Genomic DNA, 25,978 nt, shown 5'->3' with positions numbered 1-25,978 from the left:
CGGAGCGAAGGGAGCGGAGTTATCCCCGCAGTGTGAAGCCAAGACCACAAAAGTATGCAGTGCAAAAAGCCAATAAAAACAATGCCAGTCAGGCTTAACTGACTGGCATTACGCGATAATCGCGGGTTTTTTATCATCGGCATGGCCGTGATCAGTGGTGATGGCCCTTGCCACCACAACCGCCGCCACCACAGCAGCCGCCGTGACCATGGTCATCACCGTGGTCGTGGCCATGATCGTGACCGTGGCCAGCACCGCCGCAGCAACCGCCCTGGCCGTGATCCTCATCATGGTCGTGACCATGACCGCCACAGCAGCCGCCGTGATCGTGGTCATGACCGTGATCGTGACCGCAACCACCGGCACCGTGAACGTGGCCGTGAGCCAGCTCTTCGGCAGTGGCAGCACGCACGTCCTTGATCTCGACCTTGAAGCCCAGAGTCACGCCAGCCAGCGGATGGTTGCCATCCACTTTGACGAACTCTTCGGACACTTCAACCACGGTCACCGGACGGTGGCCATCGTCGGTTTCAGCCACAAAAGTATCCCCTTCGGAGACTTCCATGCCGTCGAACAGCTCGCCCGGTACTTCTTGTACCAGTGTCTCGTCATATTCGCCGTAGGCCTGGCTCGGTGCCAGAGTCACTTCGAAGGCTTCACCTACCGCGCGACCTTCCAGCTCGGCTTCCAGGCCAGAGACCAGGTAACGGGTGCCGTGCAGATAGACCAGCGGCTCTTTGCCGACAGTGCTGTCGATGACTTCACCGTGCTCGTCGGTGACTGTGTATTCCAGCGTAACCACGCTCAGAGGAGCTACTTTCATGTCAGGATCCTGCGGATAGAAAAAAACGGGCTCAGAATACCCTAAAAAGCGGGCCGCGCATATGCCGTGCGGCGCCACGGAGTGACGAAAAAAACGGCAACAGCGTCAGCGAGGAGACCCGCATTCCACCCGCCGTTGCCTTATCAGGGGCGAAACACCCCGATCACCTCTTCCGCCTCGCGAGTCTGCTTGTCGACCTCGGCAGGCGTTTGTACCTGGGTATCGCCACAGGCGACACAGGTCACCTTCTCGACTCCATGCTCCAGATACAGCATCATGTTGTCCAACTTGCCGCACGCCGGACAGACAGCACCGGCAATGAAGCGTTTTTTACGTCTGGTTTCCATATTTGTTACCTCCAGGCAGCATCATATCAGGGTTTTTACATGCATCACGCCATCGAGTATCACCATTTTTCCTGCCAGGGCCTGCACGCCGGCAACCGCAAACGAACTCCGGTCGGGCAACTGTTGCGGATCACCCGGGGCGCCGCGCTGCTGAGACTGGGCCAACATGAGCTGTTGCTGCCGGCAGGCAGCAGCTTCTGGCTCTGCGCCGATGCCCTCGCGGCCTTCAGCCCCCTCAGCGGTTGCGAGTACGATCAGCTGAATGTCTCTTTGCGCGTGGCTCAGCCGCAGCAGGCAGGCTGGCTGCAGACCACCCCGCTGCTCGATGCTCTGCTCGACTCGCTGGCCCGGTGGCAACGTCCGAAAGAGTGGCAAGGAGCCTATGGTCAGCGATTGCAGGTGATCCTGGATGAGCTGCAACAGTGCGCCATCAGCCAGCAGGGTCACGGTGAGCTGCAAGCCTGCTGGCAAGCGCTGGCCAATGGCCAACCGGAGTCTCAGCAACAGTGGGCACAACAAGCCGATGCGCCGGTAGAAGGGAGTGAATTGCAACAACAGTGGCAACTGCTGCAGGCACTCAGATTGCTCAAGGGCGGCAGCAAGCCCGCACAGGTGGCCAGCAAGCTGGGTTATGCCGATGAGGCCGCATTGCAAGCTGCCTGCCAACAGTGGGGCGTTGGCGAGGATAGCGATCAATAACCGGACGCCGATGGAATACGCCAACGAAATTGGCTGAATGAGTCCAGTTTTTTGCCAGATGGTCGTTAACAAGGAAGGGCCATTCCCCCCGTAATCCTTTATGCTAGAGGCCTGAAGTGACTGCCAACGTTTCGACCAACAGGACATCTGCCATGACGAGCAAAGCCAATCAATCCCAAGGCATGTTGCTGTTTCATCTTTCAGCCAAACAATCCTTTGCCATCGGTACCCTCAAGGTGAAGGAGATTGTGCCCTACACCCAGCTGACGGCAATGCCCCACTCGCACCCGACCGTGTTGGGGGCTGCCAATATGCGCGGCTCCACCATTCCGGTGATCGACATGGCGATGGCAGTGGGCTATCGCCCCATCAGCAAGGAGGAGATGCCCCACTGCTTCATCATCATTACCGACTGCCGCCGCACCCTGGTGGGCTTTCTGGTGCGGGGCATCGACAAGATCACCGAGTGCAACTGGCGCGATATCGAATCGCCCCCCGCCTCTCTCGGTCACAATGTGTTCGTAACCGGCGTGACCCGGGTCAATGACCAGCTGATCCAGCTGCTGGATGTGGAGCTGATCCTCTCCCGGGTCTATCCGGACGATCCGAGCCACCTCTATCCGGTGCTGACCGATGTGCAGCGGGAGCGGATCAAGCCGATGCGGATCCTGCTGGTCGATGACTCCTCGGTCGCTCGCCGTCAGCTTATGGCCGCGCTGGACTACATCAATATCCCTTATGAGGTCTGCACCAATGGCAAGGATGCACTGACCCTGATGCAGACGCGGGCGAGCCAGAAGACCCCGATCGACATTCTGGTGAGCGATATCGAGATGCCGGGGCTCGATGGCTACGAGCTGGCCTTCGAGGTGCAGAGCGACAGCAAACTGGCGGGGGCCTACATCATCCTGCACACCTCCCTCTCCAGCGAGATCAGTGTGGAGCGGGCCCATCAGGTGGGAGCCCATGAGGCGCTGACCAAGTTCGAGGCCAACGAGCTGATCCAGGCCATGCTGCGCGGCGCCGAACATCACGATCGCCTGCTGAAATAAGCCAATGACTGGCGGGAGGAACACGCCTCCCGTCCTCCTTATCTTCGATCCAGACCGACTGACCCCATGCTGACCGAGAGCCACTTCCACGCCCCCTGGTGGGCACGCAATCCTCATCTGCAGACCATATTGCCCAAATGGCTGCGCCGCCCCCCTGCCCGTTTTGTGGCGGAGCGGTTTGAACTGCAGGATGGGGACTTTGTCGACCTCGCCTGGAGCGGGGAAGTCAGCCTTGATGAACGGCCGCTGATAGTGGTGTTTCACGGGCTGGAGGGGAGCATTCACTCCCACTACGCCAAGGGATTGTTCGCCCACCTGCAGCAAGAGGGCAGAGAGGCCGTGCTGATGCACTTTCGCGGTTGCAGTGGCGAGCCCAATCGCCACCTGCAGGCCTATCACTCCGGCGCCATCGGTGATGCGCAGGAGCTGATTGCCGAGCTGAGCCAGCGCTTCCCGGGCAAACCGCTGATCGCCATCGGCTTTTCACTGGGTGGCAATATGCTGGTCAATCTGCTGGCGCGGGGCTGTCCTGCGGCATTGAAAGCGGCGGTGGTGGTCTCGGCCCCGCTGCAACTGGCGAGCTGCGCCGAGCGGGTCAATCAGGGCTTCTCGAAGGTCTATCAAAACTATCTGCTGCGCACCATGCGCCGCAACCTGCTCAACAAGATCAGCCAGCAGCAGAAAGCGAGTGAACGCTGGCAACCTCGACAAGTGGAGCAGATTGCCACCCTGCGCGACTTTGACGAGCTGGTCACCGCGCCGCTGCACGGTTTTCACAGCGCCAGCCACTACTACCAGAGCTGCTCCGGACTACCGCTGCTGGCTCAAATCCCCATCCCTACCCTGATCCTGCACGCCGCCGACGATCCCTTTATGTCACACGCAGTCATTCCCCGACCGGATCAACTCTCGCCCACGGTGCGCTATGAGCTGAGCCAGCGCGGCGGCCATGTCGGCTTTCTGCACGGCACTCCGTGGCGTCCCCGCTTCTGGCTGGATGAGCGGATCAGCCGCTGGATTGCCGAACAGAGTCACTCTGCAACACAGAACTGATTGCGTCCCGACTCCTTGGCCCGATAGAGCGCCTGATCGGCCCGCTCCAGCAACTGGCTAACCCCTTCGCCAGACACTGAGCAGGCAATCCCCTGACTCACCGTCACCCAGGGGGCAGCATCGGACGCCAGATGCTCCAGCTGCAGGCTGGCCAAGCCATCTTGCAACCGCTGCGCCACGCAGGCCGCCGCCTGACGATCGGTATTGGGCAGCAGCAGCACAAACTCCTCCCCGCCATAGCGAGCCACCAGATCAGATGGTGTGCGTACCGCACGGTTGAGCGCTTGTGCCACCTCCTTGAGACACATATCCCCCACCTGATGGCCATAGTGGTCGTTGAAGCGCTTGAAATAGTCCACATCGATCAGGATAAGCGATAGCGGAGCGCCGCTCTCCTGGCTATGGGCCAACGCGCGCTCCAGCTCGATATTGAAATGCCGCCGGTTGGCGACACCGGTCAGAGGATCTTGCTTGGCGAGCTGATCAAGTTGGCGCAGCAGCGTCAGATTTTCATGCTCCCGCATGATCGCCAACTCAAACCAGCGGTGCAGCATGCGGCGGCCAACCTCCAGCGCAATCACGCCAAACAACACGCCAAGCAGGTAGATCTGGGGAAAATCGACGCGCAAAAAGAGCTCCAACCCTACACCCACCGTCATCGGGCCCAAGAGATAGCCATACAACACCTTGCGATCGGGATAAAACGCGATGAGCGCGGCCAGCAGGTTGAGCCGCATGATCCCGTTGGCATAGCTGACCCCTCCCCGCAGCTCCACCTGACCAATCGTGTAGATGTGCAGCGTCCAGAGTCCGCCCCATAGCACCATCACCAGCGCAGCCATCCGTAACCAGAGGCGATCCTGCAGATGGTCACAAAAGAGGCTGACAACAGGTAGCAGCAATAGCACCACCATGACCAGGGCCAGCTCACTCTGAAAGCGCCAGGGCAAGCTGTCATCACTGGCTAGCCCGACCTGGCTGTAAACCTCGTAGCGTATCGAAAGAAACAATACCACCAGCCAGTTCAACAACCAGAACCACACCATGCCTCGGGCAATCGCCTCTCGACGTGCGCTGTCCAGATGCTCAGTCAGGGTTAACGGCGCGCTGCGCTGCGCTTCAGACAACATCTCTCAGACTCCGGTGAAAAGGTAAAAAGTGATTGCATTCGCGGGATTCAACACAACAATAGCCTGACGATCACCTCTTTTGCTGTGAGACCTTTAAATGATCATTCCCTGGCAAGAACTGGACGGCGACACCCTGACCAACCTGATCGAACACTTTGTGTTGCAGGAAGGAACCGAATATGGAGAGCAGGATGTCCCGCTTGGCGTCAAAGTCGATGCAGTGAGAGAACAATTACAGCAAGGCAAAGCTGTCATCGTCTATAGCGAGCTGCACGAATCGGTGAATATCGTGATGAAAGACCGCTTCATCGAGCAGTCTTGACCCAACCGCAATCCGGACCTTATAACGGAATTCCCAAGGAAGAGAGAATCCCATGTCGGCCAAGCACCCCATTATTGCTGTTACCGGTTCGTCCGGTGCCGGCACCTCCACCTCCACCAACGCCTTTCGCTCCATGTTCCATCAACTGGGATATACCGCGGCTGTGGTGGAAGGTGACAGTTTTCACCGCTACACCCGACCGGAAATGGATGTAGCGATCCGCAAGGCGCGCGAACAGGGGCGTCATATCAGCTATTTTGGCCCTGAGGCCAATGACTTCGGGCTGCTGGAGAGCTTTTTCCAGGGCTATGGGCAGGATGGCAATGGCCAGTATCGCCGCTACCTGCACAGCTTTGACGAGGCGGTGCCCTTCAACCAGATGCCCGGCACCTTCACCCCCTGGCAGCATCTGCCCAGCAATACCGACCTGCTGTTTTATGAAGGGCTGCACGGCGGTGTGGTAACTGAGGATCACAATGTGGCCCGCCACGTGGATTTTCTGATAGGCGTAGTGCCCATTGTCAACCTGGAGTGGATCCAGAAGCTGATCCGCGATACCTCGGAGCGAGGGCATTCCCGAGAGGCGGTGACCGACTCCATCGTTCGCTCCATGGATGACTACATCAACTTCATCACCCCGCAGTTCTCGCGCACCCATATCAACTTCCAACGGGTGCCGACGGTGGATACCTCCAACCCCTTCAGCGCCAAGGTGATCCCGAGTCTGGACGAGAGTATGCTGGTGATCCGGTTTCGCGGTATCAAGCAGGTGGATTTCCCCTACCTGCTGTCGATGATCGATGGCTCATTCATGTCGCGGATGAACACCATAGTGGTGCCGGGTGGCAAGATGGGCTTTGCGATGGAGCTGATCCTGCGCCCGCTCATCCAGCAATTGATCGAAACCGGCAAAATAACCTGATTCAAAGGAGTTCACGATGCGGCTTGCTTATCTCTCTGTGGCACTGCTCGCCCTGCTTGGCGGTTGCAGCAGCGGGCCGGCGGCCCCCACGCTGGAGTCCGGCACCATGCTGGTTCGCCCGATGGGCAACTGGACCTATGGTGCAACCCCGCGCTACGCCCTGGCCGAGCAGTATCAATTTGCCGGTGAGTTGGCGGAAGGGTGGCTGGAGCCGATGCAGCAGGCGGTAAGCCGGGAGCTCAATGGCAAGGGGTGGCAGAGTGCACCGCTCGACGAGGCGGATCTGTGGGTCGCCATCGGCGTCGCGGGCGGCAAGGATATGAGTGACGGCGAGATTTTCGCCCGTCTTGGCATGACGCCCGGGGTATATGCCTCGGCCAACCAGCGCAAAGGGTCGCTGGCCATCGTGCTGCTCGATCGCAAAACCCAGAAAGCGGTCTGGAGCAGCATCATCCAGCTGACCAGCGACGTGAGCATTGCAGATAGCCAGCGTCAGGCACTCAGCCAGCAGCTCGCGGCCGAGCTGCTCAATCGCGTCCCCACCAACTAACGCTTGTTTAGTGATAATGGATGGATAGAAAAACGGCTTGCCTCCCGGCAAGCCGTTTTTTTTGTGGTCTCAACCTCTTGCCCCAATCCGGCCTTGGCCAGACCCGGACATAAAGCTGCACACCTTCAGATATCTGTGGTCACTTATTTAAGCGTACAGGTCAGCAGTGTGACCCCTTTCTGAGTGAGGAGGGCTTGTTTGTCCTGATTCCAGAAAGTGGTGACGCTGTCGGAATATTTGGCGCCAGATTCAGACTCAACGCGCGCCAGCTTGTGGTAAACCCCGGCATAGGGGAACTGCACCATGTCAGCCTGGGCATCATAGGTAACGGCCAGCATCTCTTCGCCACACTGGTATTGGCTGTATTGATACTGGGTAGGTTGCGGGCTGCTGCACGCCGCCAGGCCCAAAAGGGGAAGCAGAGCGATCAATTTTTTCATTGCACTTTCCTTATGTAATGGCTTTATGTCATGGCCTTGTGCAGTGGCCTTACGTAACGGCCTTATGCCAGGGTACCAACGAAACTATCGTTATCAAGCTTCAACAATTTGATAACTATGGGTAATTTGTACCGCTTTTTCCAACATCAGGGAAACAGAACAGTATTTTTCCATCGACAGATCGACCGCTCTGGCCACCTGTTTCTCTGCCAATCCCTTGCCCGTCACCACGAAGTGCAGATTAATCTTCTCGAAAACCCGGGGCACGCTATCGACCCGTTCGCCACTGACATCGACATGGCATGCGGTCACCGACTGGCGCGCTTTTTCGAGGATGGAAACCACATCAATGGAGCTGCAGCCACCGACCGCCAGCAGGATCATCTCCATCGGGCTGGCTCCCTCACCGGGGTTGGCACCATCCAGGATCACCTTGTGACCGGATTCACTCTCACCCACAAACTTCATCCCTTCCACCCAGCTGACCTTGGCTTTCATCTCGCACTCTCTCCTGTTAATCATGATGATGGATCCCTAGCATAACCCAGTCGCTTATCTCTGCCGAACAGGGGGAGTTGGGATGGAAATAGATCAAAATCAACATCTCCGACCTCTATCTTCCCTAGAATGGCCGGAGCGGCGCAGCAGGCATTACTCAAAGGGCTCTGTCAAAAGCCCGCAAAGCCTTGTCAGCACAGGCAAAGGCTCTTATCCTACTGCGACCAATACAAGGAATGGCAAGATTGGCAGCTTGCCCGGACGCACAAGTCCATAAAAAGACACTACAGAGGAATTCTCATGGTCATTGGCAAACCGCAAAGCGATCCCACCCTGGAATGGTTCTTGTCGCACTGCCACATTCATAAGTATCCCGCCAAGAGCACCCTGATCCATGCGGGTGAAAAAGCGGAGACCCTCTACTACATCGTCAAGGGCACTGTGGCCGTCTTGATCAAGGACGATGAGGGCAAAGAGATGATCCTCTCCTATCTGAACCAGGGCGATTTCCTGGGCGAGATGGGGATGTTCGAGGAGAACGAGAACCCCGAGCGCTCCGCTTGGGTTCGCGCGAAAGGCTCTTGCGAAGTGGCAGAGATCTCCTACAAGAAGTTCCGCCAGCTGATCCAGGTCAACCCGGACATTCTGATGCGTCTCTCTGGCCAGATGGCCAAGCGCCTGCAACACACCAGCCAGAAAGTGGGTAACCTCGCCTTCCTGGATGTGACCGGCCGGATCGCCCAGACCCTGCTCAACCTGGCCAAACAGCCGGATGCCATGACCCACCCGGATGGCATGCAGATCAAGATCACCCGTCAGGAGATCGGCCAGATCGTCGGCTGCTCTCGTGAAACCGTGGGCCGCATCCTGAAGATGCTGGAAGAGCAGGAGCTCATCTCTGCCCACGGCAAGACCATTGTGGTATTTGGCACTCGCTGATGACCCGTCCGCAGGCCTGACTGAGGCCTTGGGATAAAAAAGGCTGCTACGGCAGCCTTTTTTGATCCTCTCCCCTATAATCCCGAACGCCCTTCACTGTTCCGGAATTCGCCCAGAGAGTTACTATGCACCTTCAATGTCCCCGCTGCCGCAGTCCGCTCCATCTTCATGAAGCCTCCCAGGGGCGCTATTGCGACAACAAGCATCACTTCGATCCGGCTCCGGAAGGTTATCTGGATCTCATCCCCGGCAAGAAAAACCCCAAAGACAGCGACAGCCGTGCCCTGATGCGCGCCAAGCACCATTTTCTGGAAGCCGGCCACCAACTGCCGCTGGTCGAGGCCATGGCCTCCCTGCTCTCTCCCCTTGCCCCGCAAGAGCTGGTTCATCTTGGGTGCGGTGAAGGCTACTACTGCCGCGCGCTGGCAGAGCGTCTACCCGGCTGGCAGTTTGCTGGGGTTGATATCGCCAAGAACACCATCTTTGCCGCCAAAAAAGCGCAGCCGGACGGCCAGTTTGTCATTGCCGATCCCGCTCGCGCGCCGTTGCAACCGGGCTCTGCTCAGGTGCTGCTGGTCAACGATCTCAAGGTCAAGACCGAACAGCTGGTCAGCTGGCTGGCCCCCGGTGGCTATCTGCTCTATCTGCAGCCGGGCCCGCGCCATCAGTGGCAACTGCGGGTCAGCCTCAATCCGGTGAGCATGGAACACCCCCTCAGCTGGCCAACCCTCGGCGGCCTCAATCCGATGGCTCAACAGCGCTGCCAGTTCAGCCTCACCATGGATCAGGCCATGCGCAGCTTTATTCTGGAGACCAGCCGCCTTGGCTGGCGGGCAACCGGTGAGCAGCGTCACTCTTTCGCTCAACAGGGCCCGAATGAACTGGAACAGGATCTGCTGCTGACCCTGTGGCAAAAGCCCCTCTGATCACTGGGGGGAGCCTTGCAAGGCTCCCCCCGTTTTTCCCGCCCGCCCCATTCTCCCCTGTGTGATATAGCTCACAACTTGAGCCATTGACCTTGTTGCTCAGAACAGCCTTGATGTCAAAAAAGTCACTAGAAAATAATTCATTGAATTTAATCTCTTTTTATCTTGTCAAAAACCGTCACACCCAGTCTTGATAACGACCTCGTCACCTCAATTAAACAACGATGGATTCAGGCCCAGTCAAGGTTGGGACGCCTACCGTGTGGCTATCGGACTATTTCCGATTTCACAGAACCGACAACAAGTTCGGAAGTGTTTACATCAGAGGAATAACGCATATGAAGAAGTCTGCACTGACTATTGCCATCTCCAGCCTGCTGCTGGCGAGCGGCGCCCATGCTGCTACCGTTTACAACCAGAACGATACCAAGCTGGATATCGGTGGCCGTGCTCAGGGTATGTACTACGGTACTGACGACAACGGTTCCGAAGGTGACCAGAGCTACTTCCGTCTGCACGTTGCTGGCGAGACCAAGATTGCTCCCGAGATGAAGGCGTTCGGCTTTGCCGAGTACAACCTGCCGACTTCCGGTTCTGACAACGACGAGCTGCGTTATGCCTATGCCGGCATCAAGCACGACCGTTTCGGCGCATTCAGCTATGGTCGTCAGGATGGTCTGTTCACCAAGGCCGTCAACAACTATACCGACGTCCTGCCTGAGTGGGGCGGTGACGGCCTGGGCAAAGATACCGAAGTATTCGGCACCGGCCGTACCAACGGTCTGGCCCAGTACATCTACACCTATCAGGGTCTGACTCTGGGTGCCCAGTTCACCGGTAACAACGATCCGCAAAACGCCGGTCGCAGTGCAATCACTGAATCTTTCAACGGCAACACCTATAACGGCGAAAGCTGGAATAGCAAAGGTTCTGCTGAAGGCTTCGCAGTATCTGCCAACTACGATTTCGATATGGGCCTGAGCCTGGGTGCTGCCTATAACCAGGCTGGCAAGACCGACGAGCAAGCTCGCTATGCCGCCTTCGGTGGCGACAAGGATGCCAAGCTGATGGGCTTCGGCGCCAAATATGCAACTGGCGACCTCTACCTGGCTGCAACCTACTCCCACGGTGAAGACCACCTGTTCGTCAACAACGGCTACGCCGAGAAGATGGATGGCTACGAAGCCGTTGCCCAGTACACCATCGGCAAGTTCAAGCCTTCTCTGGCCTACCTGCGCACTGACGTGAAAGACTCCGCTCGCGGTATCGATGATACCTACACCGAGTACGTATCTATCGGTGCCTGGTACAACTTCACCGAGAACTTCAACGCCTACGTTGATTACAAGCTGAACCTGCTGGACTCCGTAGATGGCAAGTCCACCAACTCTCTGGGCAAGAACACCGATGACGTAGTCGCGGTTGCCCTGCAGTACAACTTCTAAGTAATTGGAAGTCAGTTATACCCTGTGATACCAATGTCTACTGTTTGAATTACTTCCGGCCGCTCTGCGGCCGGTTTTTTTATTGCGCCTTTTCAGCACCTTGCATATAACTATCGAGCGGATTGATGGCAATATCCGCGCCGTTGACAGGGAGTGACAAGGAGATATTCACGGATGAGACAAGCGCGCGGTAACATAGACTGGCAACGCGGGTGGCTGTTGTTGCCACTGCTGTTGATATCGCTCATCTGGAGCAGCACGGCAGATGCCAGCTGGGATCAGAGCCTCTATCGTCAACTGGGTCTGGCCGGCAAACTGGATAAACAGACCTTTCGTCAGGCACTCAACAGTTATCAAACTGTGCGCCACAAACGCAAACCCATTCTCACCATCATCGATTACAGCAAGCCATCCACCCAGCGCAGGCTGTTTGTCATCGATATGAAACGCCACAAGCTGCTCTATCACACCTGGGTCAGTCATGGCCGCAACTCAGGTGAACTGGCCGCAAAACGCTTTTCCAACCAGCTCAACTCCCGCCAAAGTTCCCTTGGCGTCTATCGCACCGCAGAAACCTATCTGGGCAAGCATGGCTACTCCCTGCGGCTGGACGGACTCAGCCCCGGCAAGAACAGCAATGCCCGCAAGCGTGCCATCGTAGTACATGGCGCCGCCTATGCCAGCCCGACCCATCTGCGCAAATATGACAAGCTGGGCCGCAGCTGGGGTTGCCCCGCCCTGCCCAAAGAGCAGGCTAGGGCCATCATAGATACCATCAAGGGGGGGAGTGTCATCTACGCCCACGGCTAGCGGGCACAACACCAGAAAACGCAAGGCCAGCAATCGCTGGCCTTGTTTGTTACGCTTTTCACTCTAAACGTGGCGCGTTATTGGCGCACCACCAGTACCGGACAGGGTGCATGACGCACCACAGACTCGGCGACACTGCCTACCAGCAGATGGCTGATACCGGAGCGACCGTGGCTGCCCATCACGATCAGCTCAACCTCATCCTCCTTGGCCTGAATGACAATCTCATCGGCGGCGCGGCCAAAGCGAATATCAAAGGTGGCCGGGATCGGCAGGGTGGCAACCAGCTCTTTGAGCTGGGTTCTGGCCTGACGCTCCATCTCGTGAGTGATCTCGATGGCCGTCATATGAAGGATCTTGTAACTGTCAAAACCGTGCAATTGATCAACCACGTGGATCAGCTTGAGCTGGGCCTGATGGCTCTGTGCCATAAAAACGGCATAGTCGAGTACCGCGCGAGACATTTGGGAAAAATCGACTGGACAGAGCAGAGTCTTGATCGATGGCATAATACAGTCTCCTCTACTGATTGGGGTGCTATTGAATCTTTACTCGATCATAACGATCCGACCGCAAATAACCCTCGACCCTGTCGCAAAATGGAGATGCGGGATGTTTTCTCCGCCCGCCGCGATCAATGGCATGGTATAAATCAGGTGATAAATGCTCTCCTCACCCCTGCGAGGATAATGCTGACCATGCTGCGCATCGGTTGTTTGCTACTTTGCTCTCTGTGTGCGATCGCCCACGCTCGCACAGCCGATATTCACGTCTATTGCGATGGCTGGCCCGGTTTCTGCCAACCGGATGGCCGCGGTATCTATCTCGATCTGGTGCGAACCATCTACCAACCCCACGGCTACCAGATCGTGCCCCATATCGTGCCCTACAAACGCGCCGTTGCCATGGTAGCCAGGCAAGAGGGGGATATGGCGATGAGTGTCTATCGGGACGAGATCAAGGGGGTCAAACAGCCCCGTCAGCCCGCCTCCGCAGATGATGTGACCGTCTTCATGCTCAAGCAGTGGCAGCCACAATGGCGGGGAGAGCGCAGCCTGGAGGGAGAGACCGTGCTCTGGCGGAGAGGATGGGTGCTGGATAAATATCTTCCGGTTACCATGCGGTGGCATGAGATCGACAACCATGAGATGGCCCTGCAGCTGATTGGCAAGGGGCGCTATCGCTATTACCTGACCGCTGGCGTGCTCCATGCAGCCGATGAGACCCCGGCCAATATGTACCGCACCATTTTGCGCTGGATCCCGACTTACCCCATTTTTGCCGATACCGAACAGGGCGACCGGCTACTGCAGTTGTGGGATCAAGAGATGATGAATCTGATCCGTCGCGGCACGCTGGACGAGATATATCGCCATTATCACCTCTATGAATACTACCGCGACTTTCTCGAGGAGCAGGCGGTCAAGGCCGGCGAAAACTGATCCCTCCATAGGGGAAAGAGAAGGATGCCGCAGCCCCGTCAACAGCAGCCACCGCCAGCAACCAGTCTATGAGCAACACCGTTTCCATTACGGTTTGACTGACCGTGGCCACGCCACAACTCAGGGTTGCCGGAAGCCCTTCGCCAAACGGTCATAGAGGATCACGTTGACCGATGCAGCCAGATTCATGCAGCCTTGGGTCGGCACATAAACCACATCTTTCACCGCGCCATAGAGCTTGGGATCCAGGGTGCCATCCTCCGGCCCGAAGATATAAAAAGCGCGCTCCGGATGGACATAGTCGGGAAGCGGCGTAGCGCCGTCAATCAGATCGACCACCACGGGAACACACCCTTCCGGCATGAATTGCAGCAGGTCATCAACCCCGAGCAGCGGGATCTTCTCCACCATCTGCTTGGTATCAGTGGCAAAGCGGCGCGCCAGCTCGAAGCGGTTGCCGGTGTAGTAAACCTCATCCACCCCGTAGCAGCCCGCAGCCCGCATCACTGAGCCGACATTTTCCGGAGACTTGGGATTGACCAGCCCCACGCAGCAGAATGCACTCTTTTCCATCATCTCTCCTCATCTTGCGGCGGCCATTATAAGCCGTTGCAGGGCCACCGACCCGTTAAAAGTCCCCTCCCCGGCTAAACCGCTTGCCAACCCAGCTTTGAATGTCGATTTTTTGTGCGCAAGCCGACAAATTTTGTACAAGCCGATAGCCAGCAAACGTTTCCCAGCAATAATAGACAAACGTTTGCAAATGGATGTTTGTCTATGACTGAGCGTGAACAAGAGATCCTCGCCCTGCTGCGTCAGGATCCCATGATTGCCCAGCAGGAGCTGGCCGATCGCCTTGGCATCAGCCGCTCTGCGCTGGCCAGCCACATCTCCAGCCTGATCCGGCAGGGATATGTGCAAGGCAGAGGTTATGTACTGCGAGAGGGCCCCTACGTAGTGGTGATCGGCGGTGCCAATATGGATATTTGCGGCACCAGCCACGACAACCTGCTGCTCGGCGACTCCAACCCAGGCAAGGTGCGCACCTCGGCCGGTGGTGTCGGCCGCAATATCGCCGAGAATCTGGCGCGGCTCGGCAGCGATACCCGACTGCTGACTGCTGTCGGTAACGACCAGTATGGTCACCATCTATTGGAGGTGAGCCAGCGGGCCGGCGTCGATGTGCGCCAGACTCTGGTGCTCGATGGTCACGCCACCTCCTGTTATCTCAGCCTGCATGATGGTAGCGGCGAAATGAGCTGCGCCATCAACGACATGGCCATCATAGAGCAGCTCACCCCTGCCCGCCTGACCCCCCTCGCAGGCTTTCTCGGCGGTGCCCTGCTTTGGGTGCTCGACACCAATCTGGCTATCCACACCCTCGACTGGTTGTTCGAGCGACAGGGGGATCACGCCATCTTTGTCGATACCGTTTCGGTGGCCAAAGTGGAGAAGATCCGCCCCTGGCTCGGCAAGATCCACACCCTCAAACCCAATCGAAGCGAAGCCGAGCAGCTGTGCGGCATGACCATCGCCGGGCCCGCAACCTGGCCCATGGTGGCCGCCTGGTTCCACCGCGCCGGGGTCAAGCGACTGTTCCTCAGTCTGGGTGAACAGGGGATCTTCTACAGCGATGGCGAGCAGCAGGGTCACCTCCCGGTGCTGGGCAGTCCTGTGCTCAACGTCACCGGCGGCGGGGATGCCTTTATGGCTGGCCTCGCCCACGCCTGGCTGCAACAGCTCGACATTGCCCAGACCACCCGCTTTGCCCTGGGCTGCGCCGCCCTCACCGTCAATTGTTCCGATACCGTTTTTTCCGGTCTGAGCAAGACCGCCGTTGACCGCATACAGGAGGAGTACTCATGCTGAACGCTTACCTCGATATCCAACCGGAAGTTGCTGCCGCGCTGGCCGCCGGCAAACCGGTGGTTGCCCTCGAATCCACCATCATCTCCCATGGCATGCCCTATCCGCAGAACGTGGAAACGGCCCGTCAGGTTGAACAGGTGGTGCGCGATAACGGCGCCATTCCGGCCACCATCGCCATCCTCGACGGCCGCCTCAAGGTGGGTCTGGATGCCGGTGCGCTGGAAGCGCTGGGCCGGGCAGGCCACAGCGTGACCAAGTGCAGCCGCCGCGACATTCCGTTCGTACTGGCGCGCAAGGGGATGGGGGCCACCACGGTCGCCTCGACCATGATCATCGCTGCCATGGCGGGGATCCGGGTCTTTGCCACCGGTGGTATTGGCGGGGTACATCGCGGCGCGCAGGAGACCTTCGATATATCGGCCGACCTGCAGGAGCTGGCACAAACGCCGGTGGCCGTAGTCTGCGCCGGTGCCAAGTCGATCCTCGATATCGGGCTGACCCTGGAGTATCTGGAGACCCAGGGCGTGCCGGTGATCGGCTATCAAACCGAGGAGCTGCCCGCCTTCTACACCCGCGAGAGCGGCTTCAAGGTCGATTATCGCCTCGATACCCCGGCAGCCATCGCCGAGGCGCTACGCCTCAAGTGGGAGCTGGGACTAGCGGGCGGCGCCGTGGTGGCCAATCCCATCCCTACCGCACACGCCATGTCTAAAGCCGACATCGACGCAGCCATTTCCCGGGCGCTCCATGAAGCGGACGAGCAGGGGATCAAGGGCAAAGCGTCAACCCCCTTCCTGCTGGCCCGTGTCTGCGAGCTGACTGGCGGCAACTCGCTGGCGGCCAACATCCAGCTGGTACTGAACAACGCGGCCCTCGGCGCCCGGATCGCCGCCAGCCTCTGAGCGCACACCGATACCTCGCCATGTAAAAGAGGGCCTCGCGGCCCTCTTGTTGTTTTTGCTATCTGCAGCGCTATTGCAACTCTGTGTTATTGCAGCACCACGCGCCCATTGAGCGGTTGCACCGGCCGGTTGTTGGGGTGGTGCATCACCGCCTTGAAGGCGTCGATCTGGGCCTGACTGACCTCGACCGGCTGCTTCATCACCAGCCAGCGCACTCCTTCCGAACAGGGAGGCGTAGTAAGGGAACCGCTGAAGCGATAGTAGTCATGGCTTTCGGGCAGCAGTTGCTCCGCAACGAGCGGCGTCTTGAGGGCCTGGGTCTCCCCCACCTTGGCAGGTAATGCACTCCAGGCTGCCGCCAGCGCCGGATTGGCCTTGCCAGCCTCGAACATCACCGCCACCACGGCGATCTCTCCCTTGTCACTGACATGCACCAGATGCCCTTCCAGCGGATAGGATTTGCCCTCGATGAGGTTTTCACTCGGGGCGTGGAAGTGGAACTGCTTGAGTTCAAACGTGGTGCCATCGAGTTGCAAGGTGCTACCCGGGGCATAACCGACCTGCACGGTATGACCGTTGTTGACCACTGTGTTGCCACCCGCCTGATAGTGGAGTACCAGCGGGGCCAGTTTGGCCTCGACCAATCCGCGCAGGTCAACCGGCGACTGATTGCTGCCCGCACACTGGCCAAACTCCGGGGTCAGCTTGGCCCAGTGGGCAGGCCCCGCCTCACCGCTATATTCCCAATGGGGGGTGGCAGCAAACACGACAGGGCACAGCAACAGGGAGCAGGCCAACAGAGACTTTCTCATCATACATCCTTATTGTGATTGAAAAGCACGACCATCCCCTCCCCCGGATAGCGGGGCATGCAGAGATGGCATATCAGATACGCGGGATACAGAGCATCGGAGCGACTTTCTAATGGTAACGAGCACGGGTTGGTCAATCGGTTTGACCGCTGCTCAATACAGAGTCGTTTGGCAAGTATATGGTGAGGGATCGACAGAGACAGTGAAAGAGGGGGAAATTAATCAGCCGGCTATCCACTCATCGTCTGGCGGATACGGGTCAAGGTTCAGGGAGTCACGCTTTCATAACAACTATCCATCACAACCATCGCGGGAGTCCGGGCTCCCGCGATAGTTGCCGATAACGGCAATTAACGGTCGCGATTCAACGCGATCAGACGATCAAGAATCGCCTCACCATCGGCACGCAAACCGTTGTGCTCATACTCATTGGTGATCCAGGCGCGACTGTTGCCAAGGCCACGCAGGGTCTCGCGACTGTAGTCAAACTCCACATACATATCCTCGGCATAGACGGCGCAGGCGACCGGCACCTGGTTGCGGGCCAGTTGTGCCGGATCATAGAGCGCCCCCCAGTCCGCCTTGTTGGCCAGCAGATGAGCCGCCTCTTTCAGGGGCAGCAACTCGCGGAACTGCTCGAACATCCAGGGGTAAACCATCTCGCCGGTGAAGGCGAAATCCTTGCCGGGTGCCCAGTTCACCGCCGGGAATTCCACTCTGACCCGATCAGCCGCCCAGCGAGTCGCCTCCCCTTCGGCGTAGATAGCCTCGTGCAGAATGGCAAACAGCGGGTTGGTATTGAATGGCTGCATGCTCTGCACCTGATAGAGAAAGGCCGGGCTCAGCTTGTCGCCGATAAAGGCCTCTTCCAGCAGGTAATAAAGCTCCTCGAAAGCACCCGTAGCGCCGAGATCCAGCCCCTGCTGCTGGAACTGCTCCACCGTCAGGCGCTGGCCGTTGGGCAGTCGCACATCGTGCTGGTGCAGATGGTTGGCCAGCCGGTTGGCAATCCCCTGAGCATGGGGGAAGCGGGCGAAGAAGGCTCGGTTCTTGTCAGCCACCCGCTGGTAGGTGGCGCGGTAAACCTCCTCGGCGCTGCGGCCAATCGGCGCGATGCCGCCGGTGATATAGACCTCCCGCAGGCTATCGGGGAAGAGCGAGAGATAGGTCAGGCAGCAAAAACCGCCAAAGCTCTGACCAAGCAGGCTCCAGCGATGCTTGGGGCTAAGCTCCTGCCGGATGAACTCGGCATCTTGCACTATGCTGTCGGCGCGAAAATGGCCGAGATACTCCGCCTGCTCGGTCGGGGTCATTTTGGCCAGACTATGCCCGTGGATGGGGCTCGACATCCCGGTGCCACGCTGATCCAGCAGCAGCACTCTGAACTCCTGCAACGCCCGCTTGAGCCAACCACTATTGGCCGTCGGGCGCGGTGCCCCGAATCCCGGCCCACCTTGCAGAAACAGCAGCCAGGGCAACTTCTCATCGAGCTTGTCTTTACGGCAGAGGGTGCGGGCAAACAGGGTAATGCTGTCACCATCCGGCTCATCATGATCGAGGGGAACGGTAAAAAAGTGCGGCTCGCAATGAATGCCGTCCAGTACATAGCTCAAGGGGCTGTTCATCTGGGATCTCTCCGTCAGGATGGGAACATCATTGACCCCATCATATCCCCGCCCGGCCACAGGGTCACTCCAGTTTTCCAAAATGTTAACAATGGCTTAAAGGTCGAAACATCACCAGACAAGCCGCTCTTCAACGGTGCTGAATTAATTGTTTTGCGGGGGAGATTGACGCCATGGCGCCATTCAACAAAGATGGCTCGCCTGCACAGGAGTGCAGCCATTCAGGCCGACAAAATGGATAAGGGAATGTGATGAAACCGAAGTGGATCAGGGCCAGAAAAAGAGAGAAGAAGCCATGCCCTGGCAGCATGCTGCAGACCGGAATGCTGCTGTTCAGTGCCACCTGTGGCGCGACGCTCTTTTTGGCAGCATGCAACAGCAACTAGAAATGAAAAAGCCCGCTCGATTGAGCGGGCTTTTCGAATTTGGCTCCTCCTACTGGACTTGAACCAGTGACATACGGATTAACAGTCCGCCGTTCTACCGACTGAACTAAGGAGGAATTGTGGTGCCCAGAGACGGAATCGAACCGCCGACACGGGGATTTTCAATCCCCTGCTCTACCGACTGAGCTATCTGGGCAACGGCGCGCATTAAACCCTTTCCAGCGCAGAGTGTCAACCATGATGGCACGATAAAAAGTGCGTTCGCTCAACAACCGAACGAAGCGGCCATTTATTATCCATTTCAGTCCTGTTTGCCGTACTTGCTGGCCTCTGCACGCCCTGCAGGCTGTGCCAATATGATGGAAATTCGAGGCTCAGTGGGTCAGCCGCATTGAGCCGAATCCACTCTGCGAGTATGCTTTGCCGCAATGATACCGCCTGGAGGCAACATGAGTCTGAATATGCAAGAGTGGCGTGATGAGACCACCGAGATCGTCAACGAACTGCTGGCCGATGGCAGCAATCCCGATGCGGATTACGACATCGAGCACCACTTCGCCTGCCAGGATTTCGACCGTCTGGAAAAAGCAGCGGTTGACCTGTTCAAGGCCGGTTTTGAAGTGACCGATGCCGAAGAGATGGAGCTGGATGACGGCGCCACCATCTTCTGCTTCGATGCCACCATCGAGTGCAAGCTGAATGTCGAAGCGATCGTCGCCGATATCGCCAAGATGCTGCCCATCCTGGAAAAATACGGGGTGGATTACGATGGCTGGGGCACCTACTTCCAGGATTGATCCTGCCTCCATCGTAAAACAACAAGGCCACCTTACGGTGGCCTTGTTGTTTCTGACGATCTCTCACGCCAGATAGCTGGCAGCAAACTCCGCCGGCGGCAGTGGGCGACTGAACAGATAGCCCTGGAGCCGATCACACCCCGCCTCGGTCAGCCACAGCTGCTGCTCGGGTGTCTCTACCCCTTCGGCCGTAATCCGGATCCCAAGCTCATGGCCCAACCCGATGACCGAACGCACGATAGCGGTAGTCGCGCTATTGCTGGCGAGCCCCTGAGTGAAGCTGCGATCCAGCTTGAGGGTCGCCACCTGCAAACGCGGCAGATAGGCCAGCGAACAGTAACCGGTACCAAAGTCGTCGATGGCCAGCTGAAAACCGGCGGCAATCAGGTTGTCGAGGTTGGTCTCAATCTCGTCGGCGTTCTCCATCAACACCCCTTCGGTGATCTCCAGCTCCAGTTGACTGGCCTTGAGACCATGGCGAGCGATGCAGGCAGAGACCCGTTCACAGAGCGCCGGATCACGGAACTGCAGCGGCGAGAGGTTGATGGAGAGCACCATATCCGGCTGCTCAGTTTGCCACTGCGCCAGCTGGGCACACCCCTGCTCCAGCATTAACTGGCCAAGCTGACCGATGATCCCCATCTCTTCCGCCAACGGAATAAACTCGTCGGGGGAGATCATCCCAAGCTCAGGATGGGGCCAGCGACAGAGCAGCTCGGCGCCATGCAGCCGGTGAGTGCGGGTACAGATGATCGGCTGATAGACGGCAACCAGCTGGGCGGACTTGATGGCGAGCGGCAACTGGGCGGCGATCAACTGACGCCGCTTGAGCCGGGCATGCAGCTCGGGATCAAACAGGGTGCAGTACTGCTGCTGCCGTTTGCCCTGCGCCAGCGCAGCCTCGGCATGACTGAGCAACCGCTCGGCATCGCTTGCCCGCCCCTGGGCCAGCCCCAGAAACACCGGGATCTGGATGCGGTGATCTTCCACCTGATAGTGCTCCATCAACTGCTGCTGCAGATGCTGGCTCCACCCCTGCAATGGCTCGTTGAAGTCCGGCAGCAGCAGGCTAAAGTCATCGGCAGCGACTCGACAGAGCAGGGAACGCGGCGGTACCAGCTGCTGCAACCGCTTGGCAACCTGGCTCAGCAGGCGATCGGCAATCCGGATCCCGAAGCGATCGTTGATTTCACGAAAATGGTGCAGATCGACCAGCACCAATGTGGCACTGCGTCCCCCAAGATGGCGGCTGGTCTGCAAGAACCGGGAGAGTTTGAGCAGCCCGGTCAGACTGTCGTAGTGCTGCTCCTGCTGCAACTGCGCCTGAGTGGTGCGCAGACCGGTGATGTCACGCCCCAGCGTCAGGATCCCGAGAGAGTGACCATCACCATCGGGGACATCGACCCGGGTGATCTCCATGTGTCGCCCCTGCCCGCTGGCATCCAGCAGACAACACTCGCCATGACCCATCCCCTGCGGCGCCGCCAACCGGAACGGCAGCTGCTGACCCAGCACCTCATCGGCCCCATGGCCGATAAAGTCGAGAAACGCCTGATTGCACTCCAGCAACACCCCGTTGTGATCATCGAAACGGATCAGATCAGGAATTGCATCGAGCAGAAAACGCTGCAACAACTGCTGCTTTTTGACCGTCTGTTCCAGGCTCTTGCGCTGGGCAATCTCGTTAACCACCCCGAATACTGCGCACGCCTCTCCCTGCGGGGTGTAAAGAGGCACCTTGTGCACCTCCATCCAGCAGGTATTCCCGCCCCGGTTGCAATGGAGCTGCTGATACAGCATCGGCACGCCTCCGGCAAGCAGCTGTTCATCCTCACTGCGAAAGAGATCGCCCCAGGGCATATCTGCATCTGTCTTGCCGACTACCTCGGCAGGCGACTCCAGCTTGGCTTCACGGGCGAACTCACGATTGGCGAACAGGTAACGCCCATGACTATCTCGACAGAAGATACTCATTGGCAATTGGTCGATGATCTGCTGCAGCAGATCCGGGGTGAGCATGTTGGTCACAGGGGTGCTTATGGAGGAATTTCGAGCAAATCTATGATAGCAAACCAATTTTGTAAAGCACCCCGATCACCTCCCCATAACATCGAACGCTGGATGGTTGCTGACAGAGATTGTCGCTCCGGCGATAATAGGCGCCGGTTGGCCAATGGCCTGGTGATATGGACGAGAGAAACAAGATGAAAAAGATTATGGGGAGCGCATTGGCGCTGCTGCTGGTTGGTTGTGCTGGTGACAATAACGGCGGTGAGGAGTATCGCTACAACCCGCCAATTGCCAAGGCAACCAACAATACTCAGGAAATGGCGATCCCGGTGGATCTGGTGTGGGCTCGCGCCGAGAAGTGGTTCACCGATCACGGCCTCACCATCGAAAACAGCCAGCGTGGCTCCGGCCTGATGACTGCCAACGTCAACCAGTCAGCCGACGGGCTGGAGTGGCTGGACTGCGGCACCATGGGTTCCAAAGTTGCACTGGGCAACCCGAACCTGCAGATCAACCTGATCATCACCCAGAGCGGTAACAGCAGCGTGGCCACCGTCAACGTCAAGGGCAACACCGAGCTGTTCTTCGTTGAATCCTCAGGCGAGCGCGTACCGGCCCCGTCCATCAAGCCGGTCTGTGTCTCCCGCGGCACCCTGGAGCAGAGCCTGTTTGCCACCCTCGGCAACTGATTTCTCTTCCCTGCAAAGATAAAAAAAGCGGCAGATTGCTCTGCCGCTTTTTTATTGCGTAGTTGTTAGTGCTTACTGTTTATCAATATCGAGCATGTTGTTGGCCAACATGTAATCGATCACCTGGCTAGCCGTTGCACCACTATTACCGGTCAGAGAGCCAAAAGTGTGACCAGACAACACAATCTCCTGGGTCACAGAACCACCCACCGAATCGCTAACCTTGAGATGCACACCTTGGCTATCTGCAGACACAGACAACAGACTTTTAAGCAATGACTCCGTTTTAGACCCATCATGATCCAGCAGGTCACTCAGATCCAGCTTGTCGCGCAGCGTCGGATCACTCAGGCTCGGTTTGAAGTCCGTGACAGTATCAACGGCAGGATTGCTGGCACTCGCATCTCCCTGACTCCATACGAAGAAATCTTTACCTTCGCCGCCAGTCAGAATGTCGTTACCCAAACCACCATACAGTTTGTCACTGCCAGTGCCGCCATAAAGGATATCGTTGCCATCATCACCATAGAGCTCATCGTTGCCACCCTGGCCAAACAGGATATCGTCACCAAGGCCACCGTGCAGCTTGTCGTTGCCCCCCCGGGTATCGCCCGCCACATCAAATGACTTGGCATTCCCCTTGATGTACTCGTAAAGCTCAAGGGAGCTGGGTGCATAGCCGTTTTTCAAGGTCAGGAACTGGGTCAGACCATCCAGCCCCTTGCCATCAACCCAATCTGCTGGCTTGACCGGATTACCGGCCGTGCCCCAGGGCAGGTTGTCAGTGTTGATGGCATCCCCGAACAGGATATCGTTACCCGCGCCACCGTGCAGGACATCGGCCCCCACTTCGGCAGGAGTGTTGGTGGTCGAACTGCCGACCAGCACGGCCTTAAGCTGATCTGCCGTATTTATGATATCGGGCTGACCAACTGGCGGACGCCCACCTATCACCTTATTCAAATTATCGATCGTCAGGGTAGCCGTTCCTGAGTTTCCCCACTCGTTTATGGTAAAGACATAACGGTAATCACCCGCAGCCAGCGCACCGCTGTTGATAGTCCCCGCTGAGGTCACCGCAGCACCGACGTTCACCCAGGCAGCGCCGTTCCAGCGTTGCAGTTGCACCGAGAAACTGTCCCCACCGGAGACATTGCTACTTACACCAAGCTCAAAGCGTATACCGGAACCCGCCGCCAACGTCATTTTTTCGCTAGCAAATACCGACGCATCGTTTTTCGCATTGTCCGTCAATTCCAACCGACTACCGACTCTTGCGACACGCCCTGAACTATCACCAGTCGAGGCCCAGCTACTCGCACTCCAAGACCCTGTATTGCCCGAAAAGTCATTCAGTAACAGAGCATTCTCATATTTGCTACCTGAACCAACTACCTGTGTATTGTCGAAATATTTAAGATTCTCCAGCGTCACGCCGCTCCCTATACCGATAGCTTTGACTTCGCTTTGTCCAGACAAAGAACCAAATGCATTGATAGCCTTCTGCATCGCATCTGCTGTTGTCGCACTATCCACACCGTTATAAATAGTCGGATCGCCATCGGTCAGGAAATAAGTGACATTCTCAAAGGTCAATCCGGAATTGCTGCCGGGCTTGCTGTTAAACCACTCGGTCGCCTTGATAAAGGCATCCTCATAGTTAGTCGCCCCGCCAGCAGACAATGAGCTTATTTTGTCAATAAACGACTGCAAATTGCTCTTTGATAGATCATTAATTGAGATGACTGAACTAGCAGACCAATTGAAATCAACCAACGTCACGTTAACTACACCATCATGATCTGCAAGCTGATTGGCCAGCACTTTCAGTGCAGCAATCGTTAGCGTCATCCTATCCTGACCTGCAGGCGGGTTTGATCTTCCGTCCAGGCCGTACTGCATACTGCCTGATGTATCTACAATCAGGGCGATATTGTAGTTTTTACCCGGTTCAACCGAGGTCTTGATACCACCGATATCCCCCAGCAATACATCATCACCACGCCCCCCCTCAACTGTGTTATCTCCGTTCGGATTACTGGGCTTGACCATAAAACCGGTATCCGCTTCGGTATATTTCACTTCACCGGCTATCGGCTGACCGTCCATATCATACTCTTGCGAGCCTGCCACCACGGTGACCTTGATATTCTGGCTGCCAACCGGTAGCTCAACCTGCAGCGACAATTTCCCGTCTTTATCCAACATGCTGGCTGGTACTTTCCAACTACCATCGGCTTGCAGTGTGCCACCCGAAAGCACAGTACCCTGTGGCAACCCCTTGATAGTCAACTCGGTAAAATGTTCGCTGCCATCGGTGTCGATCAGATCAACATCAACTTTCAAGGTCGCCAGATCAGCAACTTTAGTCAGGTTGCCATCCTTGAACTCATACTTACCATCTTGCAGATAGAGGGTCTCTACACTATAGAAATCATGGTTTGTCAACGCACCGCTAGAGTCTTTATATACCAATCGGTAATCACAATCCTGTGGCAACCCTGTCGTCACCAGCTTCAGCTCCTTCATCGAACCCGGCATATAGGCAACATCCAGCCCATCACCACCATAATAAGAGGTGGAGGCCTTCAGGCTTTGGGCTATCAGCGTGTCGTTGCCAGCACCAGCATTCAGAGTAACCGACGACGTAGCATTCTTGCCGCCGATCAGAATGTCATTCCCATCGCCGCCATCCAGGTTGTCAGTAACACTGCCACCACCAATCAGAATGTCATTGCCAGCTTCGCCTTTTGCCAGGAAGTGGGCGCCACTGCCGTATTTGATGGTGTCATTGCCGCCACCGCCCAGAACCCAGCTGCCATTGGTAACCAGATAATCATCTCCGCCAGTCGGCGATGGAGACGGCCTCTTGCCATTCAGGTCGGACAGAATCTGCTCTACCTTAGCCGCCCCCGGCACAAACCCGCCACTCACCAGCTCAACCTTCAGCGTCACGCCGTCAACCACCGGCTTGATATCGACCACAAAGGTCGCATTACCACTACTGTTTACCCCGTCGCTCACCTGATAGCCGAACGACGCATAATCCCCCAGCTTGTTGCCGTCCGCACCCGTGTTCACACCGCTGCCCGCCGACCCGCTCGCCTCATGCGGATCAGGCTTGAATTGCAGCTTGCCGGCGACGATATCGGCCTTAGTAAATACCTGATCTTTCACCACTGACTGCCAGTTACCGTTGGCATCCTTGTACTGCAGCACCCCGTCCGCCGGCAGTGAGGTGATCTTGATCGACAGCTGATCCTCAGGTGTATCTGCATCACTGGCGTTGAACTGGCCCCACGTCAGGGTGAGCAATGTGTCCTCATCACCCTGCGCGTAACCACCGGAGGTAGTGGGGGGGGCGTCGACGGTGTAGTCACGGTCGGTCTCGGCGGTAACGCTGTTGCCGTTGTCATCGGTGGCGGTGACGCTGGCCTGGACGTTGCTGTTAGCAGCCAGCACGCTGCCCGGCACGTTGATGCTGAAGGTG

26 protein-coding genes and 2 tRNA genes are annotated in these 25,978 nt (G+C 57.4%); 15 read left to right on the top strand and 13 right to left on the bottom strand.

Going from position 1 to position 25,978, the window contains the following annotated elements:
* Positions 1 to 151 precede the first annotated feature (151 nt).
* Positions 152 to 823 carry a peptidylprolyl isomerase gene (gene slyD, locus ACB035_RS19910; RefSeq protein ID WP_005348264.1) on the bottom strand — a complete coding sequence of 224 codons (672 nt, stop codon included), beginning with the start codon at positions 821 to 823 and terminating at the stop codon, positions 152 to 154.
* A gap of 143 nt (positions 824 to 966) precedes the next feature.
* Positions 967 to 1,170 (bottom strand): YheV family putative zinc ribbon protein, encoded by a 204-nt coding sequence (locus ACB035_RS19905; protein ID WP_005335287.1) that lies wholly within the window; start codon positions 1,168 to 1,170, stop codon positions 967 to 969.
* 39 nt (positions 1,171 to 1,209) lie between these two features.
* Here ACB035_RS19905 and ACB035_RS19900 point away from each other — a divergent pair, with 39 nt between their 5' ends.
* From ACB035_RS19900 to ACB035_RS19890, 3 genes are all read left to right on the top strand, one after another.
* Complete coding sequence (locus ACB035_RS19900) at positions 1,210 to 1,869, top strand: hypothetical protein (RefSeq protein ID WP_129503396.1); 660 nt, start codon at positions 1,210 to 1,212, stop codon at positions 1,867 to 1,869.
* A gap of 152 nt (positions 1,870 to 2,021) precedes the next feature.
* Positions 2,022 to 2,921: a chemotaxis protein gene (locus tag ACB035_RS19895; protein WP_005335289.1), complete on the top strand. Its 900-nt coding sequence runs from the start codon at positions 2,022 to 2,024 to the stop codon at positions 2,919 to 2,921.
* Positions 2,922 to 2,987: 66 nt separating this feature from the next.
* Positions 2,988 to 3,974 (top strand): hydrolase, encoded by a 987-nt coding sequence (locus tag ACB035_RS19890; protein ID WP_371167977.1) that lies wholly within the window; start codon positions 2,988 to 2,990, stop codon positions 3,972 to 3,974.
* Here the strand turns inward: ACB035_RS19890 and ACB035_RS19885 are convergent.
* Complete coding sequence (locus ACB035_RS19885; protein WP_371167976.1) at positions 3,953 to 5,104, bottom strand: membrane-associated sensor domain-containing protein; 1,152 nt, start codon at positions 5,102 to 5,104, stop codon at positions 3,953 to 3,955. The two genes, ACB035_RS19890 and ACB035_RS19885, sit on opposite strands and share 22 nt — an antisense overlap.
* Before the next feature lie 97 nt (positions 5,105 to 5,201).
* On the opposite strand from ACB035_RS19885, the gene ACB035_RS19880 reads away from it, so the two are divergent.
* From ACB035_RS19880 to ACB035_RS19870, 3 genes are read left to right on the top strand one after another with little or no spacing between them, the layout of a single operon-like run.
* Positions 5,202 to 5,426, top strand: coding sequence for a YheU family protein (locus ACB035_RS19880; RefSeq protein WP_005335298.1), 225 nt, complete (start codon positions 5,202 to 5,204; stop codon positions 5,424 to 5,426).
* A 52-nt stretch (positions 5,427 to 5,478) separates the two neighbouring features.
* Positions 5,479 to 6,348, top strand: coding sequence for a phosphoribulokinase (locus tag ACB035_RS19875; protein ID WP_005335299.1), 870 nt, complete (start codon positions 5,479 to 5,481; stop codon positions 6,346 to 6,348).
* Between the two features lie 16 nt (positions 6,349 to 6,364).
* Positions 6,365 to 6,898 (top strand): DUF4136 domain-containing protein, encoded by a 534-nt coding sequence (locus ACB035_RS19870; RefSeq protein ID WP_005335300.1) that lies wholly within the window; start codon positions 6,365 to 6,367, stop codon positions 6,896 to 6,898.
* 143 nt (positions 6,899 to 7,041) lie between these two features.
* Here the strand turns inward: ACB035_RS19870 and ACB035_RS19865 are convergent, their stop codons facing one another.
* Together ACB035_RS19865 and ACB035_RS19860 are read right to left on the bottom strand one after the other, a co-directional pair.
* Positions 7,042 to 7,338 carry an MliC family protein gene (locus ACB035_RS19865; RefSeq protein ID WP_040067985.1) on the bottom strand — a complete coding sequence of 99 codons (297 nt, stop codon included), beginning with the start codon at positions 7,336 to 7,338 and terminating at the stop codon, positions 7,042 to 7,044.
* A 93-nt stretch (positions 7,339 to 7,431) separates the two neighbouring features.
* Entirely contained in the window at positions 7,432 to 7,836 is a 405-nt protein-coding gene (locus tag ACB035_RS19860; RefSeq protein WP_005362569.1) for an OsmC family protein, read from the bottom strand.
* Positions 7,837 to 8,136: 300 nt separating this feature from the next.
* Between ACB035_RS19860 and crp the strand changes: the two genes are divergently transcribed.
* The 4 genes from crp to ACB035_RS19840 all read left to right on the top strand — a co-directional run bounded on the left by crp (position 8,137) and on the right by ACB035_RS19840 (position 11,956).
* Complete coding sequence (gene crp / locus ACB035_RS19855; protein ID WP_005335304.1) at positions 8,137 to 8,775, top strand: cAMP-activated global transcriptional regulator CRP; 639 nt, start codon at positions 8,137 to 8,139, stop codon at positions 8,773 to 8,775.
* A 125-nt stretch (positions 8,776 to 8,900) separates the two neighbouring features.
* Entirely contained in the window at positions 8,901 to 9,701 is an 801-nt protein-coding gene (locus tag ACB035_RS19850; RefSeq protein ID WP_371167975.1) for a putative RNA methyltransferase, read from the top strand.
* A gap of 338 nt (positions 9,702 to 10,039) precedes the next feature.
* Positions 10,040 to 11,146 carry a porin gene (locus ACB035_RS19845; RefSeq protein WP_338711161.1) on the top strand — a complete coding sequence of 369 codons (1,107 nt, stop codon included), beginning with the start codon at positions 10,040 to 10,042 and terminating at the stop codon, positions 11,144 to 11,146.
* Between the two features lie 174 nt (positions 11,147 to 11,320).
* Positions 11,321 to 11,956: a murein L,D-transpeptidase catalytic domain family protein gene (locus ACB035_RS19840; RefSeq protein ID WP_088868584.1), complete on the top strand. Its 636-nt coding sequence runs from the start codon at positions 11,321 to 11,323 to the stop codon at positions 11,954 to 11,956.
* Positions 11,957 to 12,033: 77 nt separating this feature from the next.
* On the opposite strand, the gene ACB035_RS19835 is transcribed toward ACB035_RS19840, so the two are convergent.
* Positions 12,034 to 12,465: a universal stress protein gene (locus ACB035_RS19835; protein ID WP_005335309.1), complete on the bottom strand. Its 432-nt coding sequence runs from the start codon at positions 12,463 to 12,465 to the stop codon at positions 12,034 to 12,036.
* Positions 12,466 to 12,654: 189 nt separating this feature from the next.
* On the opposite strand from ACB035_RS19835, the gene ACB035_RS19830 reads away from it, so the two are divergent.
* Complete coding sequence (locus ACB035_RS19830; protein ID WP_371167974.1) at positions 12,655 to 13,398, top strand: hypothetical protein; 744 nt, start codon at positions 12,655 to 12,657, stop codon at positions 13,396 to 13,398.
* 120 nt (positions 13,399 to 13,518) lie between these two features.
* On the opposite strand, the gene ACB035_RS19825 is transcribed toward ACB035_RS19830, so the two are convergent.
* The gene (locus tag ACB035_RS19825; RefSeq protein ID WP_139442011.1) at positions 13,519 to 13,971 is read right to left on the bottom strand and encodes an RNA methyltransferase; all 453 of its coding nucleotides are present in this window, start codon (positions 13,969 to 13,971) and stop codon (positions 13,519 to 13,521) included.
* A 204-nt stretch (positions 13,972 to 14,175) separates the two neighbouring features.
* On the opposite strand from ACB035_RS19825, the gene ACB035_RS19820 reads away from it, so the two are divergent.
* On the top strand, positions 14,176 to 15,267 hold the full coding sequence (locus ACB035_RS19820) for a PfkB family carbohydrate kinase (RefSeq protein WP_371167973.1): 1,092 nt from the start codon (positions 14,176 to 14,178) through the stop codon (positions 15,265 to 15,267).
* Positions 15,261 to 16,169 (top strand): pseudouridine-5'-phosphate glycosidase, encoded by a 909-nt coding sequence (locus ACB035_RS19815; protein WP_323928306.1) that lies wholly within the window; start codon positions 15,261 to 15,263, stop codon positions 16,167 to 16,169. The genes ACB035_RS19820 and ACB035_RS19815 overlap by 7 nt, the downstream gene beginning before the upstream one ends.
* A gap of 86 nt (positions 16,170 to 16,255) precedes the next feature.
* On the opposite strand, the gene ACB035_RS19810 is transcribed toward ACB035_RS19815, so the two are convergent.
* The 4 genes from ACB035_RS19810 to ACB035_RS19795 all read right to left on the bottom strand — a co-directional run bounded on the left by ACB035_RS19810 (position 16,256) and on the right by ACB035_RS19795 (position 19,188).
* A complete protein-coding gene (locus tag ACB035_RS19810) occupies positions 16,256 to 16,981 on the bottom strand; it encodes a carbonic anhydrase (protein ID WP_371167979.1) in 726 nt (241 codons plus the stop codon).
* 350 nt (positions 16,982 to 17,331) lie between these two features.
* A complete protein-coding gene (locus ACB035_RS19805; RefSeq protein ID WP_371167972.1) occupies positions 17,332 to 18,606 on the bottom strand; it encodes an alpha/beta fold hydrolase in 1,275 nt (424 codons plus the stop codon).
* Between the two features lie 426 nt (positions 18,607 to 19,032).
* Positions 19,033 to 19,108 (bottom strand) — tRNA-Asn (locus ACB035_RS19800).
* 4 nt (positions 19,109 to 19,112) lie between these two features.
* A tRNA-Phe gene (locus tag ACB035_RS19795) sits at positions 19,113 to 19,188 on the bottom strand.
* 265 nt (positions 19,189 to 19,453) lie between these two features.
* Here ACB035_RS19795 and rraB point away from each other — a divergent pair.
* Entirely contained in the window at positions 19,454 to 19,789 is a 336-nt protein-coding gene (gene rraB / locus ACB035_RS19790; protein WP_026034893.1) for a ribonuclease E inhibitor RraB, read from the top strand.
* 63 nt (positions 19,790 to 19,852) lie between these two features.
* Here the strand turns inward: rraB and ACB035_RS19785 are convergent, their stop codons facing one another.
* Positions 19,853 to 21,808 carry an EAL domain-containing protein gene (locus ACB035_RS19785; protein WP_371167978.1) on the bottom strand — a complete coding sequence of 652 codons (1,956 nt, stop codon included), beginning with the start codon at positions 21,806 to 21,808 and terminating at the stop codon, positions 19,853 to 19,855.
* Positions 21,809 to 21,993: 185 nt separating this feature from the next.
* On the opposite strand from ACB035_RS19785, the gene ACB035_RS19780 reads away from it, so the two are divergent.
* Positions 21,994 to 22,488, top strand: a complete 495-nt coding sequence (locus ACB035_RS19780; protein ID WP_005335330.1) for a hypothetical protein — start codon at positions 21,994 to 21,996, stop codon at positions 22,486 to 22,488.
* A gap of 72 nt (positions 22,489 to 22,560) precedes the next feature.
* Here ACB035_RS19780 and ACB035_RS19775 read toward each other — a convergent pair.
* Positions 22,561 to 25,978 (bottom strand): type I secretion C-terminal target domain-containing protein (locus tag ACB035_RS19775; RefSeq protein ID WP_371167971.1); only part of this gene is annotated, 3,418 nt, incomplete at its 5' end.

The organism is Aeromonas sp. S12(2024) (assembly GCF_041402305.1).
Lineage (GTDB): Bacteria > Pseudomonadota > Gammaproteobacteria > Enterobacterales > Aeromonadaceae > Aeromonas > Aeromonas veronii.
The sequence above is the reverse complement of the archived record's forward strand: the minus strand, read 5'-3'. Positions and strand labels throughout refer to the sequence as shown.